Here is a 22,783-nt window from a genome sequence, read left to right on the forward strand (position 1 = left end):
CCGCTCTACGGTGACGGCACCCCGGACCTGTCAGCCTCCGAGCTCGGTGAAGCCGCCGACGATCGCTCCGTAGCCGATGTGGGCGAGGACGGTGACGACAGGAGTGCTCGGGCCGTAGTTGAGCATCAGGAAGCCGGGCGGTTCCAGAAGGGCCACTTCGGGGGCGCTGGTGAGCGGGCTGCCCATCCGGGGGTGGACGAGCGGCAGGAGGACGCCGACCAGCGCGGTGCCGGCGAACAGGCCGTGCAGGAGGCCGAAGAGTGCGCCCAGCCACCAGCCGGCCATGCCGATCGCGAGGAAGACGGCGTAGTACGCGAACGCGAAGATCTCGCCGTTGAGGAAGTGCATCAGGTAGCCGACGGCCTTGGCGCGCGTGCGGTTGACGGTCACCGCCGTGCCGAGCAGGAAGGGCAGGTCCATGCGCGTCAGGCGCATCTCTCCGGCGGCGCGCAATGCGGTGGTCAGTACCAGTGTGCCGACGAACGCCCCGGCGGCCGTTCCCCAGGCGCTCACCCGCCGGCCTCCCTGCCGGCCGCGTTGATGGCGCAGGCGGCGCTGATGAGCGCCAGGTGGCTCAGCCCCTGGGGCAGGTTTCCCAGGAAGTCACCGGTGGCCGGGTCGATCTCCTCGCTGTAGAGGCCGACGTCGTTGGCCAGGCCGACCAGCTCGTCCATCAATGCGGTGGCCTGGGCGAGCTGTCCGGTGCGGGCCAGGGACTCGGCAAGCCAGAAGGAGCAGGCGAGGAAGGCCCCCTCGGGTCCGCTCAGGCCGTCTTCGCCGGAGTAGCGGTCGACGAATGGCCCGTGCCGCAGTTCCAGCCCCACCGACGTGATCGTCGCGCGCATGCGCGGGACGTCGCCGACGTAGCCGTAGAGGTGGCCGAGGAGGACGGCGGCGTCCAGCTCCTCGCTGCCGGCGGAGCGCACGTAGCAGTTGCGGCGTGGCGAGACGCACCGGGTCTCGATGAACGTGGCGATCTCTTCGCGGGCGGCCTGCCAGCGGGCCAGGTGCCGCACTGGGATCAAGCGGTGCTCGGCGAGATGTGCGGCGCGGTCGAGCGCCACCCAGCACATCATCTTCGACTGGGTGAAGTGGCGGGGAGCGCTGCGGACCTCCCAGATGCCGGAGTCGGGATCCTGCCACGTGGCGCAAACCAAGTCGGCGAGCTCGGCCAGGCGCCGGGCGACGTCCGCGTCCAGCCGTCCGGCGGCCTGTGCGTACAGCCAGGCGGTCTGCATCAGCTCGCCGTAGGTGTCGAGCTGGACCTGACCGGCGGCCGCGTTACCGGTGCGGACCGGTGACGAGCCGCGGTAGCCCTCCCACGGGAGGGCCTTCTCCGTGGTGTGGGCGCCGCCGTCCAGCCGGTAGAGCACCTGCAGGCGCGGGTGGGTGAGCTGGGAGGCGTGCATCAGCCACCAGAAGTAGGCACGCGCTTCCGCGGGGCAGCCGAGCTGGAGGAACGCGGCCAGGGTGAAGGCGGAGTCGCGGAGCCACGAGAAGCGGTAGTCCCAATTGCGCTCCCCGCCGACGTGTTCCGGCAGCGAGGTCGTCACCGCGGCCGCTACCGCGCCCGACGGGGCGAACACCAGCAGTTTCAAGGTCAGCAGGCTGCGCAGCACCGCTGCCTGCCACCCGCCTGTGTAGATCCGGTCGTCCGCCCAGCGGCGCCAGGCCGCGCACGTACGCTCCAGGCGTGCGTCGCATTCGGCGCGGGCCGGCAGGACCAGCGGCTCCTGGTGAGCGAACGGCATGGCGATCAGGGCGCTCCCGCCCGGTGCCGTGAGGAAGCTGCCGTTGATCGAATCCTCCTCGCACCGGGGCTCGCCGGCCTCCCAGGCGCAGATGGCGAGCGCGTCTGCGCCGGCCGTCGCCACTGGCACTCCGGCACGCAGGACCACCCGCGTGGTGCGGGTGCCGTAGCCGAATCGGGGCCGCACGCTCCACTGCATCGGGACGGCCCCGGACACACCGTCGATGCGCCGTTGCAGCTCGCGCATCGGGGCGAGGGCGACCTCGTCGTGCAGGGTCAGCGCGTCGGTCACGCGCGCAGTGCCCTGCGCGGTGACGAAGGTGGTCTCCAGGACGTTCGTGCCGGGCAGGTAGCGGCGTTCACTGCGGTAGGGCACCGCCGGTTGGAGGAGGAACCGGCCGCCGCGGTCGGCGTCGAGCACGGCACCGAAGACGGCGGGCGAGTCCAGATCCGGCAGTCCGAGCCAGTCCACCGAACCGTCGCGGGCGACGAGTGCCGCGGCCCGGCCGTCGCCGATCACCGCGTAGTCGCGCAGCGGTACGTAGCCACCGGTCCGTGCCGTCACCAGGCGACGGCGGTCGGTTCTGGGAGAAGTCCCCATGGCTTCACCCTCTCATCGACCCTCCTCCGCCGCCCTGCATGCGGCGGATCCCGGTTCCAGGCGATGTACACGACGGACGGCACGGGCGGGTGGTGCCGTGAGGCTCCACCCGCCGGAGGGGTTCAGTGCGCTCGGCGGCCGTTCACCGCTGCGGCTCGGCGTGGTACCGCTGGGCGAGCCGTGCGAGCGCGACGGCGCCGAGGAGCAGTCCGAAGTCGCGCAGGGCGACATCGTAGTGGCCGGGGATGGTCAGCAGGTTGACGATGATGCCGGCCAGCCATCCCGCGACCAGCCAGCCCCCGAAGCGCGGAGCCAGCGCCACGGCAAGGCCGGCGACGATTTCGATCGCACCCACCGCGTACATGGCCGCCTGGGCGCTGCCGGGAACGATGTTGTCGATCCACGGCGCGAGGTAGGTGGGCCAGTCCACGAGCAGGTTGGCGAACTTGTCCAGCCCGAACAGGATCGGCGCCACCGTGAAGCCGGTACGCAGGATCACGAACGCCTGGTAGCCGGGGTCGGTGAACACCGCCCGCCGCGAGGCGGCGGAGGTGGTGTTTGTGGTTACGGAGGACATGACCCGCTCCTTCTAACGACAACGTTCATTAACAATAGAACCCCCGCTCCGCTCTTTAGTCAATGGCCGTGGGTTTTACACTGGTGTGCGTGGACACCCCGAAGGAAGTACGCGACGCCGACGTCTCCGCCATCGCCGCTCTCGACGAGCCGACCCGCAGGAGGCTGTACGACCACGTGGTGCGCCAGCCGAACCCGGTCAGCCGGGACGAGGCGGCCGCCGCCCTGGGGCTCGCCCGTCAGACCGCCGCGTTCCACCTGGACCGGCTCGCCGGCGAATCCCTGCTCGACGTCGTCTACGAGCGCCGCAGCGGACGCTCCGGACCGGGCGCGGGAAGGCCGGCCAAGCTCTACCGCCGCTCGGCGAAGCAGGTCGCCGTCACCCTGCCGGACCGCCGCTACGAGCTGGCCGGACGGCTGCTCGCCCAAGCCGTGGAGGAATCCGACGCGACCGGCGAGCCAGTGCGCGAGGTGCTGCACCGCAAGGCCGAAGAACTCGGCACGCAGCTGGGCGAGCAGAACGAGTCGAACGTCTTCGAGCTGCTGGAGCGGTACGGCTTCGAGCCGCGCCACGAGGACGACGCGATCGTTCTGGCGAACTGCCCCTTCCACGCCCTGGCCCGTGAGCACACCCAGACGGTGTGCGGCATGAACCTCCACCTGCTGCGCGGTGTCCTCAGCGGCATGGACACCGCAGGGCTCGAGGCATGCCTGGCGCCGATCCCCGGCCAATGCTGCGTCCGACTGCAGCCGGCCTCCTGAGCAGACCGGATCCGCGGTGGCCAAGTCGTCGTACACGCGCAGGGCCACGCGCGGGCCCGTCGGCCGCGCCGGGGGAAACGGTCAGCCCGTCTGCAAGCCCAGTCCGTAGTAGGTGACGTAGTAACCGTCCACGTACTCGGCCTCGCCGCCGACGATCAGGTCGGTCGGCTTGCTCACCCCCACCGCCTTGGCCGTAGCCACGAGCAGCTCCGCGAGGGCACGGCCGTCCGGTTCGCCGGGGCCGCCCCCGTCCACCCGCCACACAGGATCGTCGTCGCCGAAGACCGATGCAGTGCCCGGGTGCTCGGCGACCGAGCCCCAGCCGAGTGCGGCCGGATCGACGCCGTCCGGGGCGAAGCAGCCGATCGACAGCCGATCGCCGCACGTCATGTCGAACAGGATGGGTGCGCCGCGGTCTGTGCGCCCGTAGAACGGCATCCCGATCCGGATGCCCAGCGCGGTGGTCTCGGCGGGCAGCCCTCCCAGAAAGTCGCCCAGCGACCGGGTGACGGTCTCCCAGCTGCGGGCAGTCCAGCCGCCGGGGAAGCCGAGGCCCCCGTTGGCCCGGTCGCGATTGCTGCCGAAGAAGCCGCTGATCGAGTGCTCCTCGCCGACCCCCTGACGCCAGAACCAGTTCTCCGCCGGGTCGGTGGGCTGCAGAACCAGCTCCGGCCCCGTCTTCCCCGCACGCAGTTCCAGCGTGTCCGGCCTGCCCCGCCAGCGCATGAAGGGCGCGCCCCAGATCGGCCCGCTGTCGTAGAAGGGCCCCATGTCGCCGTGCGAACCCATGACGGACGGTTTGCCCAGCGCCGCGGTCACTTCCTGCTGGGCGGCGCGGAAGGCGGTGGCCTGCGCCGCGGCATCCGGCGGGGCGGCCGCCAGGGGGACCGCGAGCTCCACATACGACTCGCCGTCGACGTACCGCTCTTCGAACTCGCCGACCGGACGCAGGCGGGCGTCACCCGAGGGGCGACCCGTCAGGACGGGACCGTGCGCCGTCCCGTTCCAGGCCCATCCGAGCTCGGCCACCAGCTCCCTCACCCCGTCCGGCGTCCAGCCGCCGGTGTCCGCCGCGACCATGCGCCGGGCGAGATCAGCGATGGATTCCTCTTCGGTGCTTCCCCGTTGTTCGTTCATGCGGTCATCGTTCCGCATCGCAGGCGGGAGTGTTCCGACGGGGTGCACGACCCCGATGTGCAGCCTGCTCGTGGCCATCGACAACGTAGCCGTGTGCCGGTCCCGGGCTCAGGCCCTGCGGCCGGGCCGCGTCCCCGTCGACTTCGGGCACCGGACAGCCCTGACCTCAGCCACGGCGTGGCAGGACCAGGCCGGCTTCGTACGCGGCGATGGCCGCCTCCACCCGGTTGCGCACGCCCAGCTTCGCGAGCACCGCGCTGACGTGCGCCTTCACCGTGCCCTCGACCAGGTGCAGCCGGCTCGCGATCTCCGCGTTGGACAGCCCCGTCCCGACTCCGGCCAGCACCTCGCGCTCGCGTTCCGTGAGCCGGTCCAGCGAGCGGTGGGGATGTGCCGCCCGATGGGCGCGCAGTCCGGCGATGACCCGGCCGGCGACCCGCGGGGACAGGTAGGCCCCGCCGGCTCCCACCGCCCGTACCCCGTTGAGCAGTTCCCTCGGGTCGTCCGCTTTCAGCAGGAACCCGTCGGCGCCCTCCTCCAGGGCGCGGGTGACGTACTCGTCCTGGCCGAAGGTCGTCAGCATGATCACACCGACCGGCGCCGGCTCCCGGTGGAGCCGCGCCGCTGTCGTCAGCCCGTCCAGGCCGGGCATCTGGATGTCCAACAGGACCACGTCCGGCCGGTGTTGGCGGATGAGCGCGATCGCCTCGTGCCCGTCGCCGGCCTCGGCGACCACCTCGACCTGCGGGTCCCTGGCGAGGATGGCCCGCACGCCCGCCCGGACCATCGCCTCGTCGTCGGCCACCAGGACCCGGACCGGTCGGCTGCTCGGTTTCGTCGTCTCTGCCACGCGGCGAGCCTACGGCCGAGGCACCGCCGTGCGAACGGCGAGCCCCGCAGATCAACCCGGGGGCGGGGGCACACCCCTGACGAAGGGCAGGACGCTGCTTCCGTTCGACCCATGGGCGCCCGCGCCGCGGACTCCTAGCGTCGCTTCCGTACGGGAAACGCGGTGGCCGCCCCCGCCACGCGTCGGCCGGTGTGCGCCACCTCCGAGTTCCCCGCGCCGTATGCCGCAGTCCGCGACCGACACGAAGGAACACCGTGATAACCCTCCAAGGACTCACCAAACGCTACGGCGACACCGTCGCCGTGGACGCGCTGACATTCGACGTCCAGGCCGGCCGTGTGACGGGCTTCCTCGGACCCAACGGGGCAGGGAAGTCCACCACGATGCGCATGATCCTGGGCCTGGACCATCCCACCCGCGGGCGGGCCCTGATCGCCGGCCGGCCCTACGCGGACCTGCGACGGCCGCTGTGCGCGGTGGGGGCGATGCTGGACGCCCGGGCCGTCCACCCCGCCCGTTCCGGCCGAACCCACCTCCTCGCCCAGGCCCGGGCCAACGGCATCCCGGCACGCCGCGTGGACGAGGTGCTGGAGACGGTGGGCCTGACCAAGGCGGCCCGCCGGCCGGCGGGGACGTACTCGCTCGGCATGAGCGGGCGACTCGGGGTGGCGGGAGCCCTGCTCGGCGATCCGCCCGTGCTCGTCCTGGACGAGCCGGTCAACGGCCTCGACCCGGACGGTGTGCGATGGATCCGCCGGCTCGTGCGTGAACGGGCGGCGGAAGGACGCACCGTGTTCCTCTCCAGCCACCTGATGAGCGAGATGCAGCTGACGGCCGACCACCTCGTCGTCATCGGACGGGGCCGGCTGCTGAGCGACACCACCATGACGGAGTTCCTCGCCGCCGCCTCTCCCGCGTCGGCGCGCGCCCTGGTGCCCGACCCCGAGGAACGGGCGACCCTGGTCCGTCGCCTGATGACGGCCGACGGGGTGAGCGTCGAGACGTCCGCGTCCGGCGAAGTCACCGTCGAGGGCCTCACAGCCGCCGAGATCGGCGACCTGGCCCACCACTGCCGGGTCCGGCTGCACCAACTGAGCGACGTCCGGGTCTCGCTGGAACAGGCGTACATGGAGCTGACCGCACGCAGCGTCGAGTACGCGACGGGCGGCAGCCGCGCTGACACGGCCGACTGCGTGGCCGACGTGGTCGCGGCACAGAACGAAGGGGGACGACAGTGAGCACGACGACGACACCCGGCAGGCCGACGGTCCCGCCCCGCGCCGAGCCCGACACCCCCGGCCGGGGCTCACCCGGTGGAGTCGCCGGGGCGATCGCCTCCGAATGGACCAAACTCTGGTCCGTCCGAGCCCCCTATCTCTGCCTTCTGGCGGGCCTGGCGATCACCGGCGTCTTCACCTACTACTACGCCTCGATCGCCCGCATCAACGACGCTCCGGTCCAGCCCGTCGGGAACGCGGCGGCCTCCTCCGCCGTCCTCGTACAGTTCTCCGTCGTCGTCCTCGCCACGGTCGCGGTCACCTCCGAGTACTCGACGGGGAGCGTGCGTGCCTCTCTGCTGTGGGTGCCCCGGCGCTACCGGGTCCAGGCGGCGAAGGCACTGGTGGCAGCCGTCGTCGCGTTCGTCGCCGGCACCGCGTTCGCCGTCCTGGGCACGGTGGTGGCCTGGGTGGCGTTCGACGGACGGGCCTCTTTCGAGGCCGGCCAGAGCCTCCGGCAGGTCCTCGCGATCGGTCTCTACCAGGCGTTGGTCGCCGTGCTGACCGTCGGGGTGGCGTTCGCCACGCGCCATCCGGCCGGAGCGCTCTCGATCCTCATCACACTCCTGTGGGCACTGCCGAGCGTCCTCCTGGGGCTCGGGGGCCCGACGCTCGCCGACGTCAACGACCACCTGCCGCACGGAGCCGGAGACCACTTCATGCGCATCGCCGCCGAGGCCCCGTTCACACAGGCCACGGCGTTCCTGATCGTGGCGGCGTGGGCCGCGGCCGCGCACCTGACCGGCCTGTACGTGCTGCGCCGCCGGGACGCCTGACCCCGCGTCGGAACCGCCCGGACACCCCCACCGCGGCCACCCCCTCGTCAGGTCTCCGGGCCCGTCCCACAGAATCGATCCGGGCAGGTGAGGACATCCATCGGAAGGACGGTCGACGCGCCATGCTGCACACCCGCATATCCCAGGCCAGGTCCGTGTGCGGCGACGTGGCCCTGTGGGGCGTGCTCGCCGCCGCCACCGGCTACGGATTCCGGGACGCGAGCGCGGCCTCGCCGGCCCTGGACCTGCTCCTCCCGTTGGCAGTCCTGGCGGTGGCCGTGCCGCTGTCCCGCTGCCGGCCGGGAGCCGCGGTCGTCCTCGTCAACGGGCTCTGCGCGCTGGGCATGGCCGACTCCGCGACCCCCGCCAACGCCCACGTCCTGTCGCTGGCCGCCCTGAGTTGTCTGCTGGGCATCCGGGTCGCCGCGGCAGGGCGCCCGCTCCTGGTGCTCGCCGGGTGCCTCGCGGTCGATCTCGCGACGTGCGCGGTGCTGCGGACACCGGCCGTGTGGTGGTTCTACGCGCTGACCGTGCTGCCCGCCGCCCTTCTCCTGCCCTGGCTGGCCGGACGGCACTGGCGTGGCCGACGCGAACTCGTACGGGAGGGCTGGCGGCTGGCCAGGAGCCTGGAGGAGCGGCAACACCTGGTCGCGGAGCGGGCGCGGCTGACCGAACGCGCGGACATCGCGGCCGACATGCACGACTCCCTCGGCCATGCCCTGAGCCTGGTCGCCCTGCGCGCCGGGGCCCTGGAACTCTCTCCCGACCTCACCGAGCGCGACCGCACCGACCTCGCCGAGCTGCGCGGGACGATCGCGGACGCCGTGGAGCAACTGCGGGAGACCGTCGCGGTCCTGCACGACCCGCCCGGCACGGAGACGGATGCGGGCCCGCCCGTCAACGACACCGTCGAGGACCTCCTCGGACGGGCGGTCGCCTCCGGGGTGCCGGTGCGCTGGGAGCGGAGCGGGTCGGTGCCCACGCTGTCTCCCCTTGCCGAACGGGGGATGTACCGGGTGGTGCAGGAGGCCGTCACCAACGCCGTGAAGCACGCGCCGGGCGGTGCGATCCGGGTGCGGATCACACACGGGGCCGACCGTACCCGCGTGAGCGTCGTGAACGCCGCTCCACCGGCTGACGGGTCGGCGCACGCGGCCGAAGGCCCGACAACCGGCGTCGGCCGCCGGGGCCTGACGGGGCTTCGGGAGCGGGTGACGGTCCTCGGAGGATCCTTGCGGACCGGCCCGTACCGGGGCGGGTTCCGCGTCACCGCCGTCCTCCCGCACCAGGCCACGGCCCGCCCGAGATCACCGGCGCCGGGACCCGGGACGGCGCCCGGAACACGAGCCGGGACCCGCGGGCGGCACACCGAGTCCGCGTTGCCGTCCAGGACCGCTCTCCCCGGAGCCTCGGACACGCACGCCGCCGCCACTCCCGAGAGCGCCAAGCGGCTCGCCTTCGTACGGAGCGCCGCTCGCCGCCGCTCCGTCGCCGCCTTCGCGGCGCCGGTCGTCGCAGCCGCCTTCTTCGTGCCGGCCGCCGTCTACCTGGCCTGGCAACTGACGGCGAGCGTGCTGCCGCCCTCCCGGTTCGAGGAGCTGGCCACAGGCCGGCCGCGCACCGAACTCGCCCCCCTGCTGCCCGCCCGCACCTACCCCCACCCGCCCGACCACGCCCGTTTCGCACCCCGGCCGCCCGGCACCACCTGCGAGTTCTACCGCTCGGGCCGCAACCTCTTGGACGAGGTCGACCTCTACCGGCTCTGCTGGTCCGGCAACAGGCTGGTGGCGAAGGACACCGTGCCCGCAAGCCGGCCCTGACCCGCGCGCACTGTTGCGCAGTGTGCGGGTGCCCGGGGCCGGGCGGCGCACTCGGCGGGTCAGGCCGCGGCGGCGGTGGCGGTCTGGGGCCGGAGTACGTCCCCGCCGTAGAAGTCTTGCACCCAGCCGGTCTGGTAGACGGTTTCGAGGTAGCGCTCGCCGAGGTCCGGGGCGATGGCGACCGCGGTCACCTCCTGGTCCTGCCGGGCCAGCCATTGGGAGGCGCCGCTGACGACGGTGCCGGTGGAGCCGCCGAAGACGAAGCCGTGGCGGGCCAGCCGGTGGCACGTGCGAATCGTCTCGGCCTCGCTGACGTGTACCACGTCGTCGACGTAGGAGGTGTCGAGGAGCGGGGGGCGGATGCTGGTGCCGAGGCCGGGGATCATGCGGCGACTGGGCGTGTGTCCGAAGGTCGCGGAGCCTTCCGAATCGATCGCGACGATGCGTACCGGGCGCTGCCGAGTGCGGAAGTAGCGAGCGCACCCCATGAGGGTCCCGGTGGTGCCGGCCCCGATGAAGAGGACATCAAGGTCGGGGAAGGCACGGGCGATGGCCGGTGCGGTGGTGCGGTAGTGAGCCGTGTGGTTGTTGGGGTTGGTGTACTGGTTGAGCCATACGTGGCGGTCGTCGGAGGCGCACAGGGCGCGCACGTGGTCGATCCGGGCGCCGAGCAGGCCGCCGGTGGGGGAGGGCTCGGTGATGACGTGGATCTGGCTGCCGAGGGCTTCCAGGAGCAGCCGGGTCGCCGCGTTGCAGCGGGAGTCGGTCACGCACACGAACCGGTAGCCCTTGCTGGCTGCGATCATGCTCAGCGCCACGCCGAGGTTGCCGGAGGAGGACTCGACGAGGATGGAGTCAGGCTTGAGCAGGCCGTCGCGTTCGGCGGCCTCGACCATTGCGGTTGCGGCTTTGAGTTTGATGGACCCCGCGAAGTTGAATCCTTCACATTTGAGGAACAGGCGGTGCTCGGTGATCGCCTCTAGGTCGACGTAGAGGTCGTCTTGGTTGAATTCCTGGGGGGTGGATATGACCGGCACGGTCGCCTCCTTGTATGCGCTCACGGCGGAGTCTGGTGCCACGTCTTCGGGACTCCTCCAGTACGCGGGCTGACCGCTGCTCTGTCATGTCACCGGATGTCGGGGCTTGACGCCGGCCACGATCACGGATAGACGCCGGGCGGTCGTGGTGGTCCGAGGCGGGGACGGGTGCCTCGCGGGGCGGCTCGCCCGCGGGCTTCCGGTGTCCTGCCGTGTCGGTGCGTCCCGGCCTGTCCGGCAGCTTGAATGCGCCCGGCATGCACGAGAGCCAAGACGCGAGTACCGGCACCAGAGGTCGCTTACCGCTGCGGATGCGTGGCGTCAAGTCACGACATTCAGCGTCATGACGGGGATGTCCCGACCGGGCCTACTGGAGGGGCGGCATCACGCATCCGCCCTTGAAGGCTCGAGGCCTTTCGCGGACGGATGACGACGCCCTCACCAGCACCCCGCAGCGGGAGCGGCGGTGAGAACCGCGGCGACGCGACGTCCCCCGACCCGTTGCTGCGCACCACACACACGATCGATGCCGAAAGGCATCCTCCGACAGCGAAATGCACAGATTTGGGTGGATTACACATGTCTTTCTTGCTTGGTGACCAGATGAGAGCTGACGGCCTCGCGGCCGGGGGAGCGCCTGCTCCCGCCACAGGCCCAGTACGTGGCCGGCGGCTGCCGACCGCTGCGGTCCGCGGCGCCCAGAACGTCGTCGAGGAGCGGACATGCTAGAGAAATCCATCGATGCCTGGACGGCCGGCCCGCCCGGCACCTCAACACTTTCCGGCAGCGGGCCCGAAGGCAGGCCGGACGGCACGTCCGGCGGCCCGGCGGCCGAGACCGCGCGACTCCTTGCAGAGGTGCTGGCCGATGTCGTGGGCGTGGAGCAGGTGCCCGGCGACAGCAACTTCTTTGATGACCTGGGCGCTGATTCGATGGTGATGGCGGGGTTCTGCGCCCGGGTCAGGAAGCGGGCAGACCTGCCGCCCGTCTCGATGAAGGACGTCTACCGGCATCCCACGGTCAACAGCCTGGCCGCCGCGCTCACCCCCGCCGCGCCCGCGGCCTCGGCGCCCCTGTCAGCTGAGCCCGTATCCGCCGGGCCCGCAGCCGCGGGAGGACCGGCAGCGGCTGCGCCCGTGCCTGTCCAGTCATCTGCCCGTCCGGCCCTCCAGGCATCAACGCCGACGTCCGGTACGGAGCGCATACCGGCGGTGCGGGCTGGCACAGCCCAGTACCTGCTGTGCGGAACGCTGCAGTTCCTGGCGTTCCTCGGCTACTGCTACGTCGCTGCCCTGGCCACGGTCCGAGGCTTCGAGTGGGTCGGCGCCGGCACCGGCGTACTCGATGTCTACCTGCGATCCGTACTGGTGGGCAGCGCGGGCTTCGCCGGCCTGTGCATGGTGCCGATCGTGGCGAAGTGGACCCTCATCGGTCGCTTCACGCCCCGCGAGTTCCCGGTCTGGAGCCTCACCTACATGCGCTTGTGGCTGGTCAAATCGCTGCTCCGGACAAGTCCCGTCCGCCTGTTCATCGGCTCGCCGCTGTACGTGGCGTACCTCAGGGCGCTGGGCGCGAAGATCGGGCGCAATGTTGCGATCTTCTCCACGCACATCCCTGTCTGCACCGATCTGCTCACGATCGGTGACGGAACGGTGATCCGCAAGGACGTGCTCTTCTCCTGCTACCGGGCACACGCCGGTCTCATCCAGACCGGCCCCGTCACCCTCGGCAGCGACGTCCTCGTCAGCGAACAGACCGTCCTCGACATCAACACCTCCATGGGCGGCCAAGCCCAGCTCGGGCACGCCTCCAGCCTGCACGCCGGTCAGACTGTCCCCGCCGGCGAGCGCTGGCACGGGTCACCGGCCGAGCCCACCGGAACGAACTTCCGCACGGTCGGTGCCGTCGACTGCTCCACCGCCAGGAAAGTCCGCTACACCGCCGGGCAGCTGCTCGCCCTGCTGCTGGTGTACCTGCCCCTGGCCTCCGGCGGCGTCACCGCACTGCTGGCCCCGCTGTCGCAGCTGACCACGCCGCCTCAGGCCGGAACCTCGTCGTTCACCAGCGGGACGTTCTATCTGGGTGCGCTGGCCGCATCCTTCGTACTCTTCTTCGGCGCCGCTCTCGCCGGGCTGGTCATCCAGGGCGTGGTGCCGCGCCTGCTCAACCTGGCCCTCGAGCCCGACACCGTCTATCCGCTCTACGGCCTCCACTACGGGCTGCAGCGGGCCATCACGCTGCTGACCAACAGGAAGTTCTTCACGGCGCTGTTCGGGGACAGCTCCGCGATCGTCCACTACCTGCGCTATCTCGGCTACGACCTGTCCCGCGTCACACAGACCGGCTCGAACTTCGGGACCGAAGTGAAGCACGACAGCCCGTTCTTGAGCTCGGTGGGCAGCAAGACGATGGTCGCCGACGGCCTGTCGGTCATCAATGCCGAGTTCTCCCACACGTCGTTCAGACTGTCCCGGGTCTCGATCGGAGCCCACAGCTTCCTCGGCAACCGCATCGCCTATCCCTCGCAGGCCAAGACCGGTGACAACTGTCTGCTGGCGACGAAGGTGATGGTCCCGGTCGACGGAGAGGTACGGGAGAACGTGGGCCTGCTGGGCTCGCCGCCCTTCGCCATTCCCCGCACGGTGATGCGGGACACCCGGTTCCAGGAGCTGGAGAGCGGCAGCGAGCTGCGCCGGCGCCTGGCCGCCAAGAACCGGCACAATGCCGTCACGGCGGGGCTGTACCTGATGGCCCGGTGGATCCACGTCTTCGCCATGACGCTGGTCGCCGTGGGCGCCACCACCCTCTACCCCTCGCTCGGTGCGTCGGCGTTCGCGCTGGCCAGTGTCCTCACGCTGCTGTTCACCGTCGTCTACTTCGCGCTGATCGAACGGGCCGCCACCGGATTCAAGGCCCAGGAACCGCTGTACTGCTCGATCTACGAGCCGTCCTTCTGGCGGCATGAGCGCTTCTGGAAGATGGCGTCGGTCGATTACGCGCAGGTCTTCGACGGAACCCCGTTCAAGAACGTCGTCTGGCGGTTGCTGGGCGCGCGGATCGGCAAGCGCGTCTTCGACGACGGCTGCTTCTTCCCGGAGCGGACCCTCGTCACCATCGGGGACGACTGCACGCTGAACGCGGGCACCGTGGTCCAGTGCCACTCGCAGGAGGACGGCGCCTTCAAGTCCGACCGCACCGCGATCGGTGACGACTGCACCCTCGGTGTCGGCGCGTTCGTCCACTACGGCGTGACGCTGGCAGACCGCGTCCAGCTCGCCTGCGACTCCTTCCTCATGAAAGGCGAGCAGGTCCCGCAACGGGCCCGGTGGGCAGGAAACCCGGCCCGGCAGCTGCCCGACACCCCGCCACCCGCAACGCCGCCGGCACATCTGTCCGGCGCCGCGCCCGTCCACCCCGGCCCGCTCGACGGCATCTGACACCCGACCACATCGCTACCAGCACAGGAGAGAAACCCCTCATGGCACACAACGCATCCACCAGTAGAGAGTTCTGGCATGGCATCCTGGCCGCCGGCAGCGGCTTCACGCCCCTTCCCCGCTGGACCCGGGAGCCGGTTGCGGGCGTGGCCGCGTACGAAACTCCGGTCCCAGCCGGCCAAGCGACGCAATTGCGCCGGCTGGCAGACGACCTGGCGCTGCCGCTGAACTGTGTGCTGCTGACCGCCCACGCGAAGGTGCTGGCTGCGCTGAGCGGCGAACAGGAGGTCACCACCGGTTACGTCGCCGCCGTCGGCGACCGGCCGCTGCCGTGCAGGCTGACGACCGGCCCCGGATCATGGCGGACCCTGCTGCAGCACACCCACCACGGCATCGCGCAGCTGCTGGCCCACCAGGACTTCCCCGTCGATGACCTCAGGCGCGAACTCGGCCTCGCCGAACGATCCTTCGAGACCGTGCTCGACCTCACCGGCATCAGCGGCGACCTCTCCGACGCCGACGGTGAGCCGGCTCGGGACAGCAGCACCCCGTCCGCAGACACGGCGCTGTGGGTGGGCATCGCCCACCACGACGGACGGCTGACGCTGCGGCTGCGCTACCGCACCGACGTCCTCGACGCGGACTGCGCTGCCCGGATCGCCGGATATCACCTGACCGCGCTCGCCCTGATCGCCGCTGACCCGGATGCCGATCACACGGGCCAGGGCCTCGTGTCGGCCGAAGAGCTCCGTTTCCAGGTCCATGGCCTCGCCGGGCCGCGCCGAGACCTGCCCGAGCACCGCATGCACGAGCTTTTCGAGCAGCGCGTACGGCAGCACCCGAACGCCGTCGCCGCCCAGCACGGCAACCGGAAGTGGACCTACCAGGAGCTCAACGCCCGCGCCAACCGGCTGGCCCGCGCCCTGCGGGCCCGAGGACTACACCGTGAAGGGGTGGTCGCGGTGGCAACGGAGAGGAACCTGGACTGGCTGGCCGCCGTACTGGCCGTCTTCAAAGCCGGCGGCGCGTACCTGCCCATCGAGCCGCACCTGCCGGCTGAGCGCATCAAAGCGATGCTGGAGCGTGCCGGATGCCGGCTGGTGATGACACAACCGGCCGCCACCACCACCCTCCAGCCGGCCCTCGCGTCCCAGCCCGCAGTCCAGACGCTGTTCATCGACACCGCCTACGGCCAGGAGCATTCCGAGGCTGATCTCGGTATCGACGTCGCACCCGACCAGCTGGCCTACATCTACTTCACCTCCGGCTCGACGGGTGAGCCCAAGGGCGCGATGTGCGAACACGAGGGCATGCTCAACCACCTCTACGCCAAGATCGACGACCTCGAGATCGGCGAAGGGCAGGTGGTCGCCCAGACCGCGCCCCAGTGCTTCGACATCTCGCTGTGGCAACTGCTCGCCCCGCTGCTGGTCGGCGGGCGGACCCTGCTGATCGAGCAGGAAGCGATCCTCGACGCCTCACGGTTCGTCGACACCGTTGCCCGCGGCCAGGTCACCGTGCTGCAGGTCGTCCCCTCCTACCTCGACGTCGTCCTGTCCCATCTCGAGCAGCACCCCCGGCCCCTGCCGGACCTGCGGTACGTCTCGGTCACGGGTGAGGCGCTGAAGAAGGAACTCGCCCAGCGCTGGTTCACCGCCCAGCCCCACATCAAACTCGTCAACGCCTACGGGCTGACCGAGACCAGCGACGACACCAACCACGAGGTCATGGACCGCGTACCGGACACCGACCGGGTCCCGCTGGGCCGGCCCGTCAACAACGTGCACCTCTACGTCGTCGACGAGCACCTCAACCCGGTGCCGCTCGGTGCGCCCGGCGTGATCGCCTTCTCCGGGATCTGCGTCGGCCGCGGCTACGTCAACGACCCCGAGCGCACCCGGCCGACCTACCTTGCCGATCCACACCGGGAGGGCAGGCGCCTGTACCGCAGCGGCGACGTCGGCCGCTGGCGGCTCGACGGCAAACTGGAATTCCTCGGCCGCCGCGACAACCAGGTCAAGATCCGCGGTTTCCGTATCGAGACCGGCGAGATCGAGAACACCCTGCTACGAGCACCCGGGGTCCGCGACAGCGCCGTGGTGGTCACCGAACGGCCCGACCACAGCACCCACCTGGTGGCGTTCTACACCGCCCCCCACCCGCTCGAAACCAGCGTCCTGCTGGACCGGCTGGGCACGTCACTGCCCGCGTACATGGTCCCCTCGGCCATCCACTGGCAGGAGAGCCTCCCCCTGACCGCCAACAGCAAAATCGACCGGAAGGCCTTGACGGCCCTGGCCGCGCGACTCCACGCCGCCGAGGACGACGTCCAGGCGCCGCACACGCCCGCCGAACAGCGGCTGGCGGCGGCGTGGGCGAGCGTGCTCGGCATTCCGCAAGGCCGGATCGACCGGCGCGACAACTTCTTCGACCGAGGCGGTACCTCCCTGTCGGCCGTAAGACTCGCCGTCACCCTGGACCGCGCCGTGTCCCTGGCAGACGTCGCACGCCACCCCGTCCTCACCGATCTGGCCCGGTTCCTGGACACCGCATCCCACCGGCGCCCCGCCGCACAGCCGGCTTCCCCCTGATCGCCGGCCCTCCTCCGCAACGCCACCGAAAGGACGAAGACCATGTCATTCACCAGCCCCGCCCCGATCAGCCTCGGCCCTGCGCCCACTTCCGCGTCCGTGCTCCGGGTAGACCTGCACCCCGGCAAACCTCCGATACTGAACGTCCCGAGCCCGGCCCCGGCTGATCTGCCGGCCTGGGCAGCCGAACACCGCCACACCCTGCACGGCCTCGTCACCGAACACGGCGCCCTGCTCGTCCGCGGGCTCGGCCTGTGCGACACCGGGCAGGTGGGCGCCGTCTTCGGCCGATTGACCCCCGCCCTGATGACCGACACCGAAGCCTTCGCCCCCCGCCAGACCCACGCTCCCGGCGTGTACTCCTCCACGGCCTGGCCGGCCAACCAGCCCATGTGCATGCACCACGAGGTCAGCTACACCCACAGCCCTCCCGGTCTGCTGCTGCTGGCCTGCCTGACGGCACCCGCCACGGGCGGAGCCACCGCCCTCGCGGATTCCGCCGCCGTCCTGGACGCACTGCCGCCGGAACTCGTCCAGCGGTTCGAAAAGGAGGGCTGGCTGCTCACCCGCACCTACAACGACGACATCGGCGCCTCCTGGGCCGAGGCATTCGGCACCGACGACCGGGCAGCCGTCGAGAACTACTGCCGCGCCAACGCCATCGAGTTCGCCTGGCAAAGCGACGGAGGCCTGCGCACCCGCCAGCGGCGCCCGGCCGTGGTGCGCCATCCGGCCACCGGCAGGCGCTGCTGGTTCAACCAGATCGCGTTCCTCAACGAGTGGACGCTGGCGCCCGAGGTACGGGAGTACCTCGTCGACGTCTACGGCCCCGAAGCCCTCCCGTTCAACACCCGCTTCGGCGAGGGCGACCCGATCGGCGAGGACATGGTCGAGCTGATCAACACGGTCTACGCCGAGCACACCATCCGCGAGCCGTGGCAGTCCGGCGACCTGATGCTCATCGACAACATCCGCACCGCCCACAGCAGGGAACCGTTCGAGCCGCCGCGCCAGATCCTCGTCGCCATGGCCGCACCACAGCCCCCGACCTCCTTCCCGCCCACCCCGACCGCGGCCCCCGAAGGGAGCACCCGATGACCACGTCCCGTCCCACTCCTGCACAGTCCCCGATGTCCGACCCGAGCGCAGCGCCACTGCCGTTCACCGTGCCCCCGTTCGCCGTGATCCCCGGTGCCCAGGTCCAGCACACCCTCCAGGGCCAGGAACAACAGATCATGGAGCTGGTCGAGAGCACCTACCACCTCCACGCCGTCGGGGAGTCGGTGAACCCGCCGTCGTACTTCCTGCGCTTCCCCGACCGCCCGACGGACCGCATCATCGCGTTGCCCGCGTCGATCGGCGGACAGTCGCGGGTGGACGGCCTCAAGTGGATCTCCAGCTTCCCCGGCAATGTGCAGGCCGGCATCCCCAGGGCCTCGGCGGTGCTGATCCTCAACGACCACGACACCGGTTATCCGTTCGCCTGCCTGGAAAGCTCCATCATCAGCGCCACCCGAACGGCCGCGATGGCCGCATCAGCGGCCCACAGGCTCAGCCAAGGCCGCCGGACACGCCCGGCCCGCGTCGGGTTCTTCGGAACAGGCCTGATCGCCCGCTACATCCACACCTTCCTGACCGCAACCGGCTGGTCCTTCGACGAAATCGGCGTGCACGACACCTCCGCTGACAGCGCAGCCGGCTTCCACAGCTACCTGCAGGCCAGCCATGCGAACACCCGGATCACCGTGCACGACAGCCCCGAGGAGCTGATCCGCTCCCACGACCTGCTCGTCTTCGCCACCGTCGCCGACCGGCCACACATCACCGACCCGGCATGGTTCGACCACAACCCCCTGGTCCTGCACGTGTCACTGCGCGACCTCGCCCCCGAAATCCTGCTCGCCTCGACCAACATCGTCGACGACATCGAGCACTGCCTCAAAGCCGACACCTCGCCCCACCTGGCCGAACAGCTCACCGGGAACCGCGACTTCCTCACCGGCACGCTGCACGACGTCACGACCGGCCGCGCGCCAGTACCGCCGGACCGGCCGGTGGTGTTCTCACCCTTCGGCTTGGGCGTGCTCGATCTCGCCGTCGGCAAACACGTCTACGACGAGGCCGTCCGCACCGGGCAACTGCACGTCATCGACGGCTTCTTCCACGAAGTGCGCCGCTACGGATGAGCGGCCCGCCGGATGGGGTGCGGATGCCGGCCTCCCCTGTCCGTAGCGTGGACGGGGCGTGGGGCAGGATGAACGGCATGGTGACGAATCAGCCGTGGGCGGGGCTCCACGGCGACCTGCTGGCAGCCAAGGCGTTGGTGTATGACCCGAGCGGTTTTGCCTGCTCGCTGCCGGTGCCCGAACCGGAAGGCGCCGAGTACGCGGCTCACGCGTTCACGCTCGATGACCTGTCGGTCCGGTTCCGCGTGGCCAAGACCACCCCGGCGAAGGCCGGTCACTTCGTCACCGTGTGGCAGCGGTCGGAGGAGGGGCCGATCCGGCCCTTCGACACCGATGACGGGGTTGACGTGTTCGTCATCAGCAGCCGTGACGACGGCGGCTTCGGGCAGTTCGTGTTCCCGCGCGAGGTGCTGAGCGAGCGCGACATCGTCTCCCGCAACGGCTCCGGTGGAAAGCGGGGCTTCCGCGTCTATGCGCCATGGGTGGCCACGACCAGCCGTCAGGCTCGCAGCACGCAAGCATGGCAGGTGAACTACTTCCTCCACCTCGGCCATGACGGGCTTGCCGACCTGGCCCGCGCCCACACCCTCTACCACCCGTAGGATTCGTTCCGGCCAGCCGGCAAACCCATGCGACCGGCGTCGGCAGGTGATGCGAGACTCGGCCCCATGAAGCCCAATGATCCCAAAGGCGACTTGCACCGCTACCTCAAAGCGGCCCGCGAAGCCATCGTCTGGAAGCTGGACGGATTGTCCGAGTACGACATCCGCCGCCCCCTGACGCCGACCGGAACCAATCTCCTTGGCCTGGTCAAGCACCTCGCCAGCGTCGAGCTCGGGTACTTCGGCCCGACCTTCGGCCGCCCGCACAGCGAACCCCTCCCCTGGCACGAGGAGGGGGCCGAGCCCAATTCGGACATGTGGGCACGCGCCGACGAGTCGCGCGAGGACATCCTCGGCCTCTACCGCCGGGCCTGGGCGCATGCGGACGCGACGATCGAGGAGCTGCCGCTCGACGCAATGGGCAACGTCGCGTGGTGGGGCGACAACGGAGACGCGACGCTTCAGCGGATCATGCTGCACATGACGGCCGAGACGAACCGTCACGCCGGCCACGCCGACATCGTCCGCGAGCTGATCGACGGCAAGGTCGGCATGCGGGAGACCAACAGCAACATGGACGGCGGCGACGAGGCCTGGTACCAGGATCACTGGAAGCGACTGGAGGCGTCCGCCAAAGAGGCTCAGGCCCAGCACAGTTGAGGTCGTTCGGTGGACGTGCGCGCGTTGGGCAGCTTGCCCGCCTGCCTACCCGGCCCGGACCGCCTGTTCCGTCACGTCTACGGACGCTCAGACGGAGTAGTGCCGGCCACCTGGAGGGGCAAAAGGCAAGCTCAGCCGATGTCCACGTTCACCGCTTCGTAGATCTTCGGCTCGACCTTCGGCGTGCCGCCTTCCTCGAAGATCGCCGCAGCCTTCTCCATGAACGCTGCGAGAGCCTCTTTCGACTCCCAGAGGTCCACCACGAGCCAGCCGCCGTCCGCCGGTGCCCCGGCGTGGGAGATGAAGCCCGCAGCCGGCCACCACGGGGCCGCGTGGATTTTCGCGTGGTTGGCCTGGTACTGCTCCTTGGTGACGCCCGGCAACTCGAGGATGGCGATGATGGCCACGGTACAGCTCCCGTGAGCTCGGAGAGTGGGGGAACTCCTCCAGTCGAGCAGTCCGCAGAACCCGCCGCACGGCGACGGCAGCCGACCGGGTTACGAGCCTGATCCGAGGAAATCGGCGTTGCTGTCACAAGCAGGGGCAGCTACTGACTGGGCGGTGACGGCTGCGGTGGCGCGAGGAGGTGCTCGATCAGTCGTTTCGCGGTGACGATGCCGACGCCTGTGGCCTTGCGCAGGATGCGTAGGGCGTCCAGGCGTTCTCCAGAGCGAAGCTTGGTGATCAGGGCCTCGTGGAGTGCAGGTGCCCTGCCCGAGAGGATCCGACCTGCCTCCTCGACAGTCTTGGGCAGAGCTCCGGCCAGGAGCAGCTCCAGGGCAGCCGGAGCGTACGCCAGTGGCAGGTCCGAGTCTTTGCGGAGGGCTTTGAGGGCTTTCGTCTTCTCGCCGACGGTGTAGAGGTAAAGTGCCTCGTCCTGCTCGGCGGCAGGTACGGGAGTAAGCGCTGCCGCGGTGATGCTCATGCGCACTTGTTCTGGATGGTGGTGACGCCGAGGATCTCGCCGGCCGGCGAGCCAAGGACGCCGCCGAGCTCAGAGCGCTTCTCTTCACCCTTCGAGACACGGATGAGGTAGGCGGCCTCCTTCACGCACCCGACCTTGTCGATGAAGGCCTTCAGCTTGAGGATCTTCGAGGCCGGGATCGCCGCAGACGCCACGGCCAGGGTGATGGCGGCGACATGCACATGGTTGATTGGCACGGAATCCTCCGTCTCTGCTGTCCTGATTGCTGCCCGAATGCGGGCTAACGGGACCATCGCACAGGCTCTATGGCTACGTGAGATATTTCAGCCTGCCTGCCTCGAAAAGTGGGCATCACGTCCCGAAAAAGACCGTACCGCTCGCCGAAGTCGGCGAAGCGCCCGCCCTGTTGGAGTCGCGCGGGACTATGGGCAACGTCGTGCCGGTCCCGTAGCGTCGGCGGCGCGAATGCCCGTCACCACGACTGCGGGGGCAGACCATGAGGCGGACCAGGCACAGAATCGCGGCCATGGCGCTCGCGGCGCTCCTGGGGGTGGCCGGGCTCGGCGCCCCGGCCTCCGCCGACGCCGGGAGCAGCACCGAGGGTGCCGCCCCCTCCCGGCCCGCGTACCGCGTCACCCTGCGCACGGACGCCACCGGCACCCGCTGGACCGGCCGCGAGACGGTGACGTTCGCCACCGGTCGGCCGAGCCGCTGCGCGAGGTCTGCGTCCGCCTGTGGGGCGACGGCACCGATGGCTGCGGCACGCCGCAGGCGCCCTCCCCGGTCCAGATCAGCCACCGGCCGCGCTGAAGGTCCCGGCGACCGGCACCACCGCCGCCCGGCCGGGCCCGGCCGTACCATCACCACGAGCGTCGCCCGCCAGGTGTGGCACTTCGCATGGGCGGCGGGTCCGTTCCGCACTGGTGTGGCGACTTCGCCGGGCGGCGTCAAGGTCCGTTCCCACTGGACGGCCGGCACCCCGGACGCCTGGGTGACGGCCGCCCGGGCCGAGGCGGTCCGCGCCATCGACGACCTCCGGAAGCGGTTCGGCCGGTACCCGTACGGCGAGGTCGACGCGGTCATCAGCGACCGGCTCGCGCCCATCGGCAGCATGGAGTTCCCCTGCCTGGTCCTGGTAGCAGCGGACGAGACCGGCAGCGGCATGCTCCACGAGCTGGCCCACCAGTGGTGGTACGGGATCGTCGGCAACGACGAGTACGCGTCGCCGTGGCTGGACGAGTCGTTCGCGACCTACTCCCATGACCTGCTCATCGGAGACCACGGCGAATCGTGTGCGGAGAACGTCGGCTGGCAGGACGACACCCAGGCCGTCACCAACTCGATGGGCTACTGGGCCGCCTACGGTCCCGGCTGGAGCCGCTTCGTCTACTTCAACGGCGCGTGCGTGCTGCACGACCTGGAGAAGGTGCTGGGCGGCCCCGCGATGGCCGCCATCTGGCGTGAGCACCGCATTCGAACAGGAAAAGCCTCGTCATCGCGGACCAACGCGAAAGCGCTCCCGACCCTGCCCCCGTCCGCGCGGGACCGGAACCGCTCCCTCGCCGTGCTGCACAACCCACAAACACCGCCGAATACGGCCGCGCTGGCCGGAAATATTTGCCCAATTTGGTGACAAGCATGCTGATGTTTCATCATTGTGACTGCACGTCAGCTCTTGGCGTGTGTCGAGGAGGCGGGGGCGCCGGGGGGTCCCCCGTTCACACCGGCCGAGCCCGCAGGCGAGTTCTCGCATTCGCCGCGCCGCGCCGTGTGGCTCCCGTCCCGTTCCCGTCACT

The 22,783-nt window shown here is 70.4% G+C and carries 20 protein-coding genes; 11 read left to right on the forward strand and 9 right to left on the reverse strand.

Annotated features, from left to right (window positions below; genetic code table 11):
* Nucleotides 1–30: 30 nt before the first annotated feature.
* The 3 genes from ACIPUC_RS13395 to ACIPUC_RS13405 all read right to left on the reverse strand — a co-directional run bounded on the left by ACIPUC_RS13395 (nt 31) and on the right by ACIPUC_RS13405 (nt 2,928).
* The gene (locus ACIPUC_RS13395; RefSeq protein WP_446589311.1) at nt 31–513 is read right to left on the reverse strand and encodes a hypothetical protein; all 483 of its coding nucleotides are present in this window, start codon (nt 511–513) and stop codon (nt 31–33) included.
* Nucleotides 510–2,351, reverse strand: coding sequence for a glycoside hydrolase family 15 protein (locus ACIPUC_RS13400; protein ID WP_446589312.1), 1,842 nt, complete (start codon nt 2,349–2,351; stop codon nt 510–512). The genes ACIPUC_RS13395 and ACIPUC_RS13400 overlap by 4 nt, the downstream gene beginning before the upstream one ends.
* 142 nt (nt 2,352–2,493) lie before the next feature.
* Complete coding sequence (locus tag ACIPUC_RS13405; protein WP_446589313.1) at nt 2,494–2,928, reverse strand: hypothetical protein; 435 nt, start codon at nt 2,926–2,928, stop codon at nt 2,494–2,496.
* 62 nt (nt 2,929–2,990) lie between these two features.
* Between ACIPUC_RS13405 and ACIPUC_RS13410 the strand changes: the two genes are divergently transcribed.
* Entirely contained in the window at nt 2,991–3,689 is a 699-nt protein-coding gene (locus ACIPUC_RS13410) for a helix-turn-helix transcriptional regulator (protein WP_446589314.1), read from the forward strand.
* Between the two features lie 81 nt (nt 3,690–3,770).
* On the opposite strand, the gene ACIPUC_RS13415 is transcribed toward ACIPUC_RS13410, so the two are convergent.
* Both ACIPUC_RS13415 and ACIPUC_RS13420 read right to left on the reverse strand, forming a co-directional pair.
* A complete protein-coding gene (locus ACIPUC_RS13415) occupies nt 3,771–4,826 on the reverse strand; it encodes a hypothetical protein (RefSeq protein WP_446589316.1) in 1,056 nt (351 codons plus the stop codon).
* A gap of 166 nt (nt 4,827–4,992) precedes the next feature.
* Nucleotides 4,993–5,676 carry a response regulator gene (locus tag ACIPUC_RS13420; RefSeq protein ID WP_446589318.1) on the reverse strand — a complete coding sequence of 228 codons (684 nt, stop codon included), beginning with the start codon at nt 5,674–5,676 and terminating at the stop codon, nt 4,993–4,995.
* Between the two features lie 254 nt (nt 5,677–5,930).
* Between ACIPUC_RS13420 and ACIPUC_RS13425 the strand changes: the two genes are divergently transcribed.
* The 3 genes from ACIPUC_RS13425 to ACIPUC_RS13435 all read left to right on the forward strand — a co-directional run bounded on the left by ACIPUC_RS13425 (nt 5,931) and on the right by ACIPUC_RS13435 (nt 9,549).
* Complete coding sequence (locus tag ACIPUC_RS13425) at nt 5,931–6,914, forward strand: ABC transporter ATP-binding protein (RefSeq protein ID WP_446589320.1); 984 nt, start codon at nt 5,931–5,933, stop codon at nt 6,912–6,914.
* A complete protein-coding gene (locus ACIPUC_RS13430; RefSeq protein ID WP_446589322.1) occupies nt 6,911–7,729 on the forward strand; it encodes an ABC transporter permease in 819 nt (272 codons plus the stop codon). Before ACIPUC_RS13425 ends, ACIPUC_RS13430 begins: the two co-directional genes overlap by 4 nt.
* Before the next feature lie 122 nt (nt 7,730–7,851).
* Nucleotides 7,852–9,549, forward strand: a complete 1,698-nt coding sequence (locus ACIPUC_RS13435; protein ID WP_446589323.1) for a sensor histidine kinase — start codon at nt 7,852–7,854, stop codon at nt 9,547–9,549.
* A gap of 59 nt (nt 9,550–9,608) precedes the next feature.
* Here ACIPUC_RS13435 and sbnA read toward each other — a convergent pair whose 3' ends face one another.
* A complete protein-coding gene (sbnA, locus tag ACIPUC_RS13440; RefSeq protein ID WP_446589716.1) occupies nt 9,609–10,586 on the reverse strand; it encodes a 2,3-diaminopropionate biosynthesis protein SbnA in 978 nt (325 codons plus the stop codon).
* A gap of 722 nt (nt 10,587–11,308) precedes the next feature.
* On the opposite strand from sbnA, the gene ACIPUC_RS13445 reads away from it, so the two are divergent.
* The 6 genes from ACIPUC_RS13445 (at nt 11,309) to ACIPUC_RS13470 (ending at nt 20,062) form a co-directional block, all read left to right on the forward strand.
* The gene (locus ACIPUC_RS13445) at nt 11,309–14,023 is read left to right on the forward strand and encodes a Pls/PosA family non-ribosomal peptide synthetase (protein WP_446589325.1); all 2,715 of its coding nucleotides are present in this window, start codon (nt 11,309–11,311) and stop codon (nt 14,021–14,023) included.
* A 41-nt stretch (nt 14,024–14,064) separates the two neighbouring features.
* Nucleotides 14,065–16,614 (forward strand): non-ribosomal peptide synthetase, encoded by a 2,550-nt coding sequence (locus ACIPUC_RS13450; protein ID WP_446589326.1) that lies wholly within the window; start codon nt 14,065–14,067, stop codon nt 16,612–16,614.
* Between the two features lie 42 nt (nt 16,615–16,656).
* Nucleotides 16,657–17,712, forward strand: a complete 1,056-nt coding sequence (locus ACIPUC_RS13455; protein WP_446589327.1) for a TauD/TfdA family dioxygenase — start codon at nt 16,657–16,659, stop codon at nt 17,710–17,712.
* 32 nt (nt 17,713–17,744) lie between these two features.
* Nucleotides 17,745–18,800: a 2,3-diaminopropionate biosynthesis protein SbnB gene (sbnB, locus tag ACIPUC_RS13460; RefSeq protein WP_446589717.1), complete on the forward strand. Its 1,056-nt coding sequence runs from the start codon at nt 17,745–17,747 to the stop codon at nt 18,798–18,800.
* Between the two features lie 77 nt (nt 18,801–18,877).
* Nucleotides 18,878–19,402: a MepB family protein gene (locus tag ACIPUC_RS13465; RefSeq protein WP_446589329.1), complete on the forward strand. Its 525-nt coding sequence runs from the start codon at nt 18,878–18,880 to the stop codon at nt 19,400–19,402.
* Between the two features lie 66 nt (nt 19,403–19,468).
* Nucleotides 19,469–20,062 carry a DinB family protein gene (locus ACIPUC_RS13470; RefSeq protein WP_446589330.1) on the forward strand — a complete coding sequence of 198 codons (594 nt, stop codon included), beginning with the start codon at nt 19,469–19,471 and terminating at the stop codon, nt 20,060–20,062.
* 131 nt (nt 20,063–20,193) lie between these two features.
* Here ACIPUC_RS13470 and ACIPUC_RS13475 read toward each other — a convergent pair whose 3' ends face one another.
* The 3 genes from ACIPUC_RS13475 to ACIPUC_RS13485 all read right to left on the reverse strand — a co-directional run bounded on the left by ACIPUC_RS13475 (nt 20,194) and on the right by ACIPUC_RS13485 (nt 21,223).
* The gene (locus tag ACIPUC_RS13475; RefSeq protein WP_446589331.1) at nt 20,194–20,469 is read right to left on the reverse strand and encodes a hypothetical protein; all 276 of its coding nucleotides are present in this window, start codon (nt 20,467–20,469) and stop codon (nt 20,194–20,196) included.
* Nucleotides 20,470–20,609: 140 nt separating this feature from the next.
* A complete protein-coding gene (locus tag ACIPUC_RS13480; RefSeq protein WP_446589333.1) occupies nt 20,610–20,987 on the reverse strand; it encodes a hypothetical protein in 378 nt (125 codons plus the stop codon).
* Nucleotides 20,984–21,223, reverse strand: a complete 240-nt coding sequence (locus tag ACIPUC_RS13485) for a hypothetical protein (RefSeq protein WP_446589334.1) — start codon at nt 21,221–21,223, stop codon at nt 20,984–20,986. The genes ACIPUC_RS13480 and ACIPUC_RS13485 overlap by 4 nt, the downstream gene beginning before the upstream one ends.
* A 290-nt stretch (nt 21,224–21,513) precedes the next feature.
* Between ACIPUC_RS13485 and ACIPUC_RS13490 the strand changes: the two genes are divergently transcribed.
* Nucleotides 21,514–22,620, forward strand: coding sequence for a M1 family aminopeptidase (locus ACIPUC_RS13490; protein ID WP_446589335.1), 1,107 nt, complete (start codon nt 21,514–21,516; stop codon nt 22,618–22,620).
* Nucleotides 22,621–22,783: the final 163 nt, after the last annotated feature.

This window comes from Streptomyces sp. LARHCF249 (assembly GCF_052871255.1).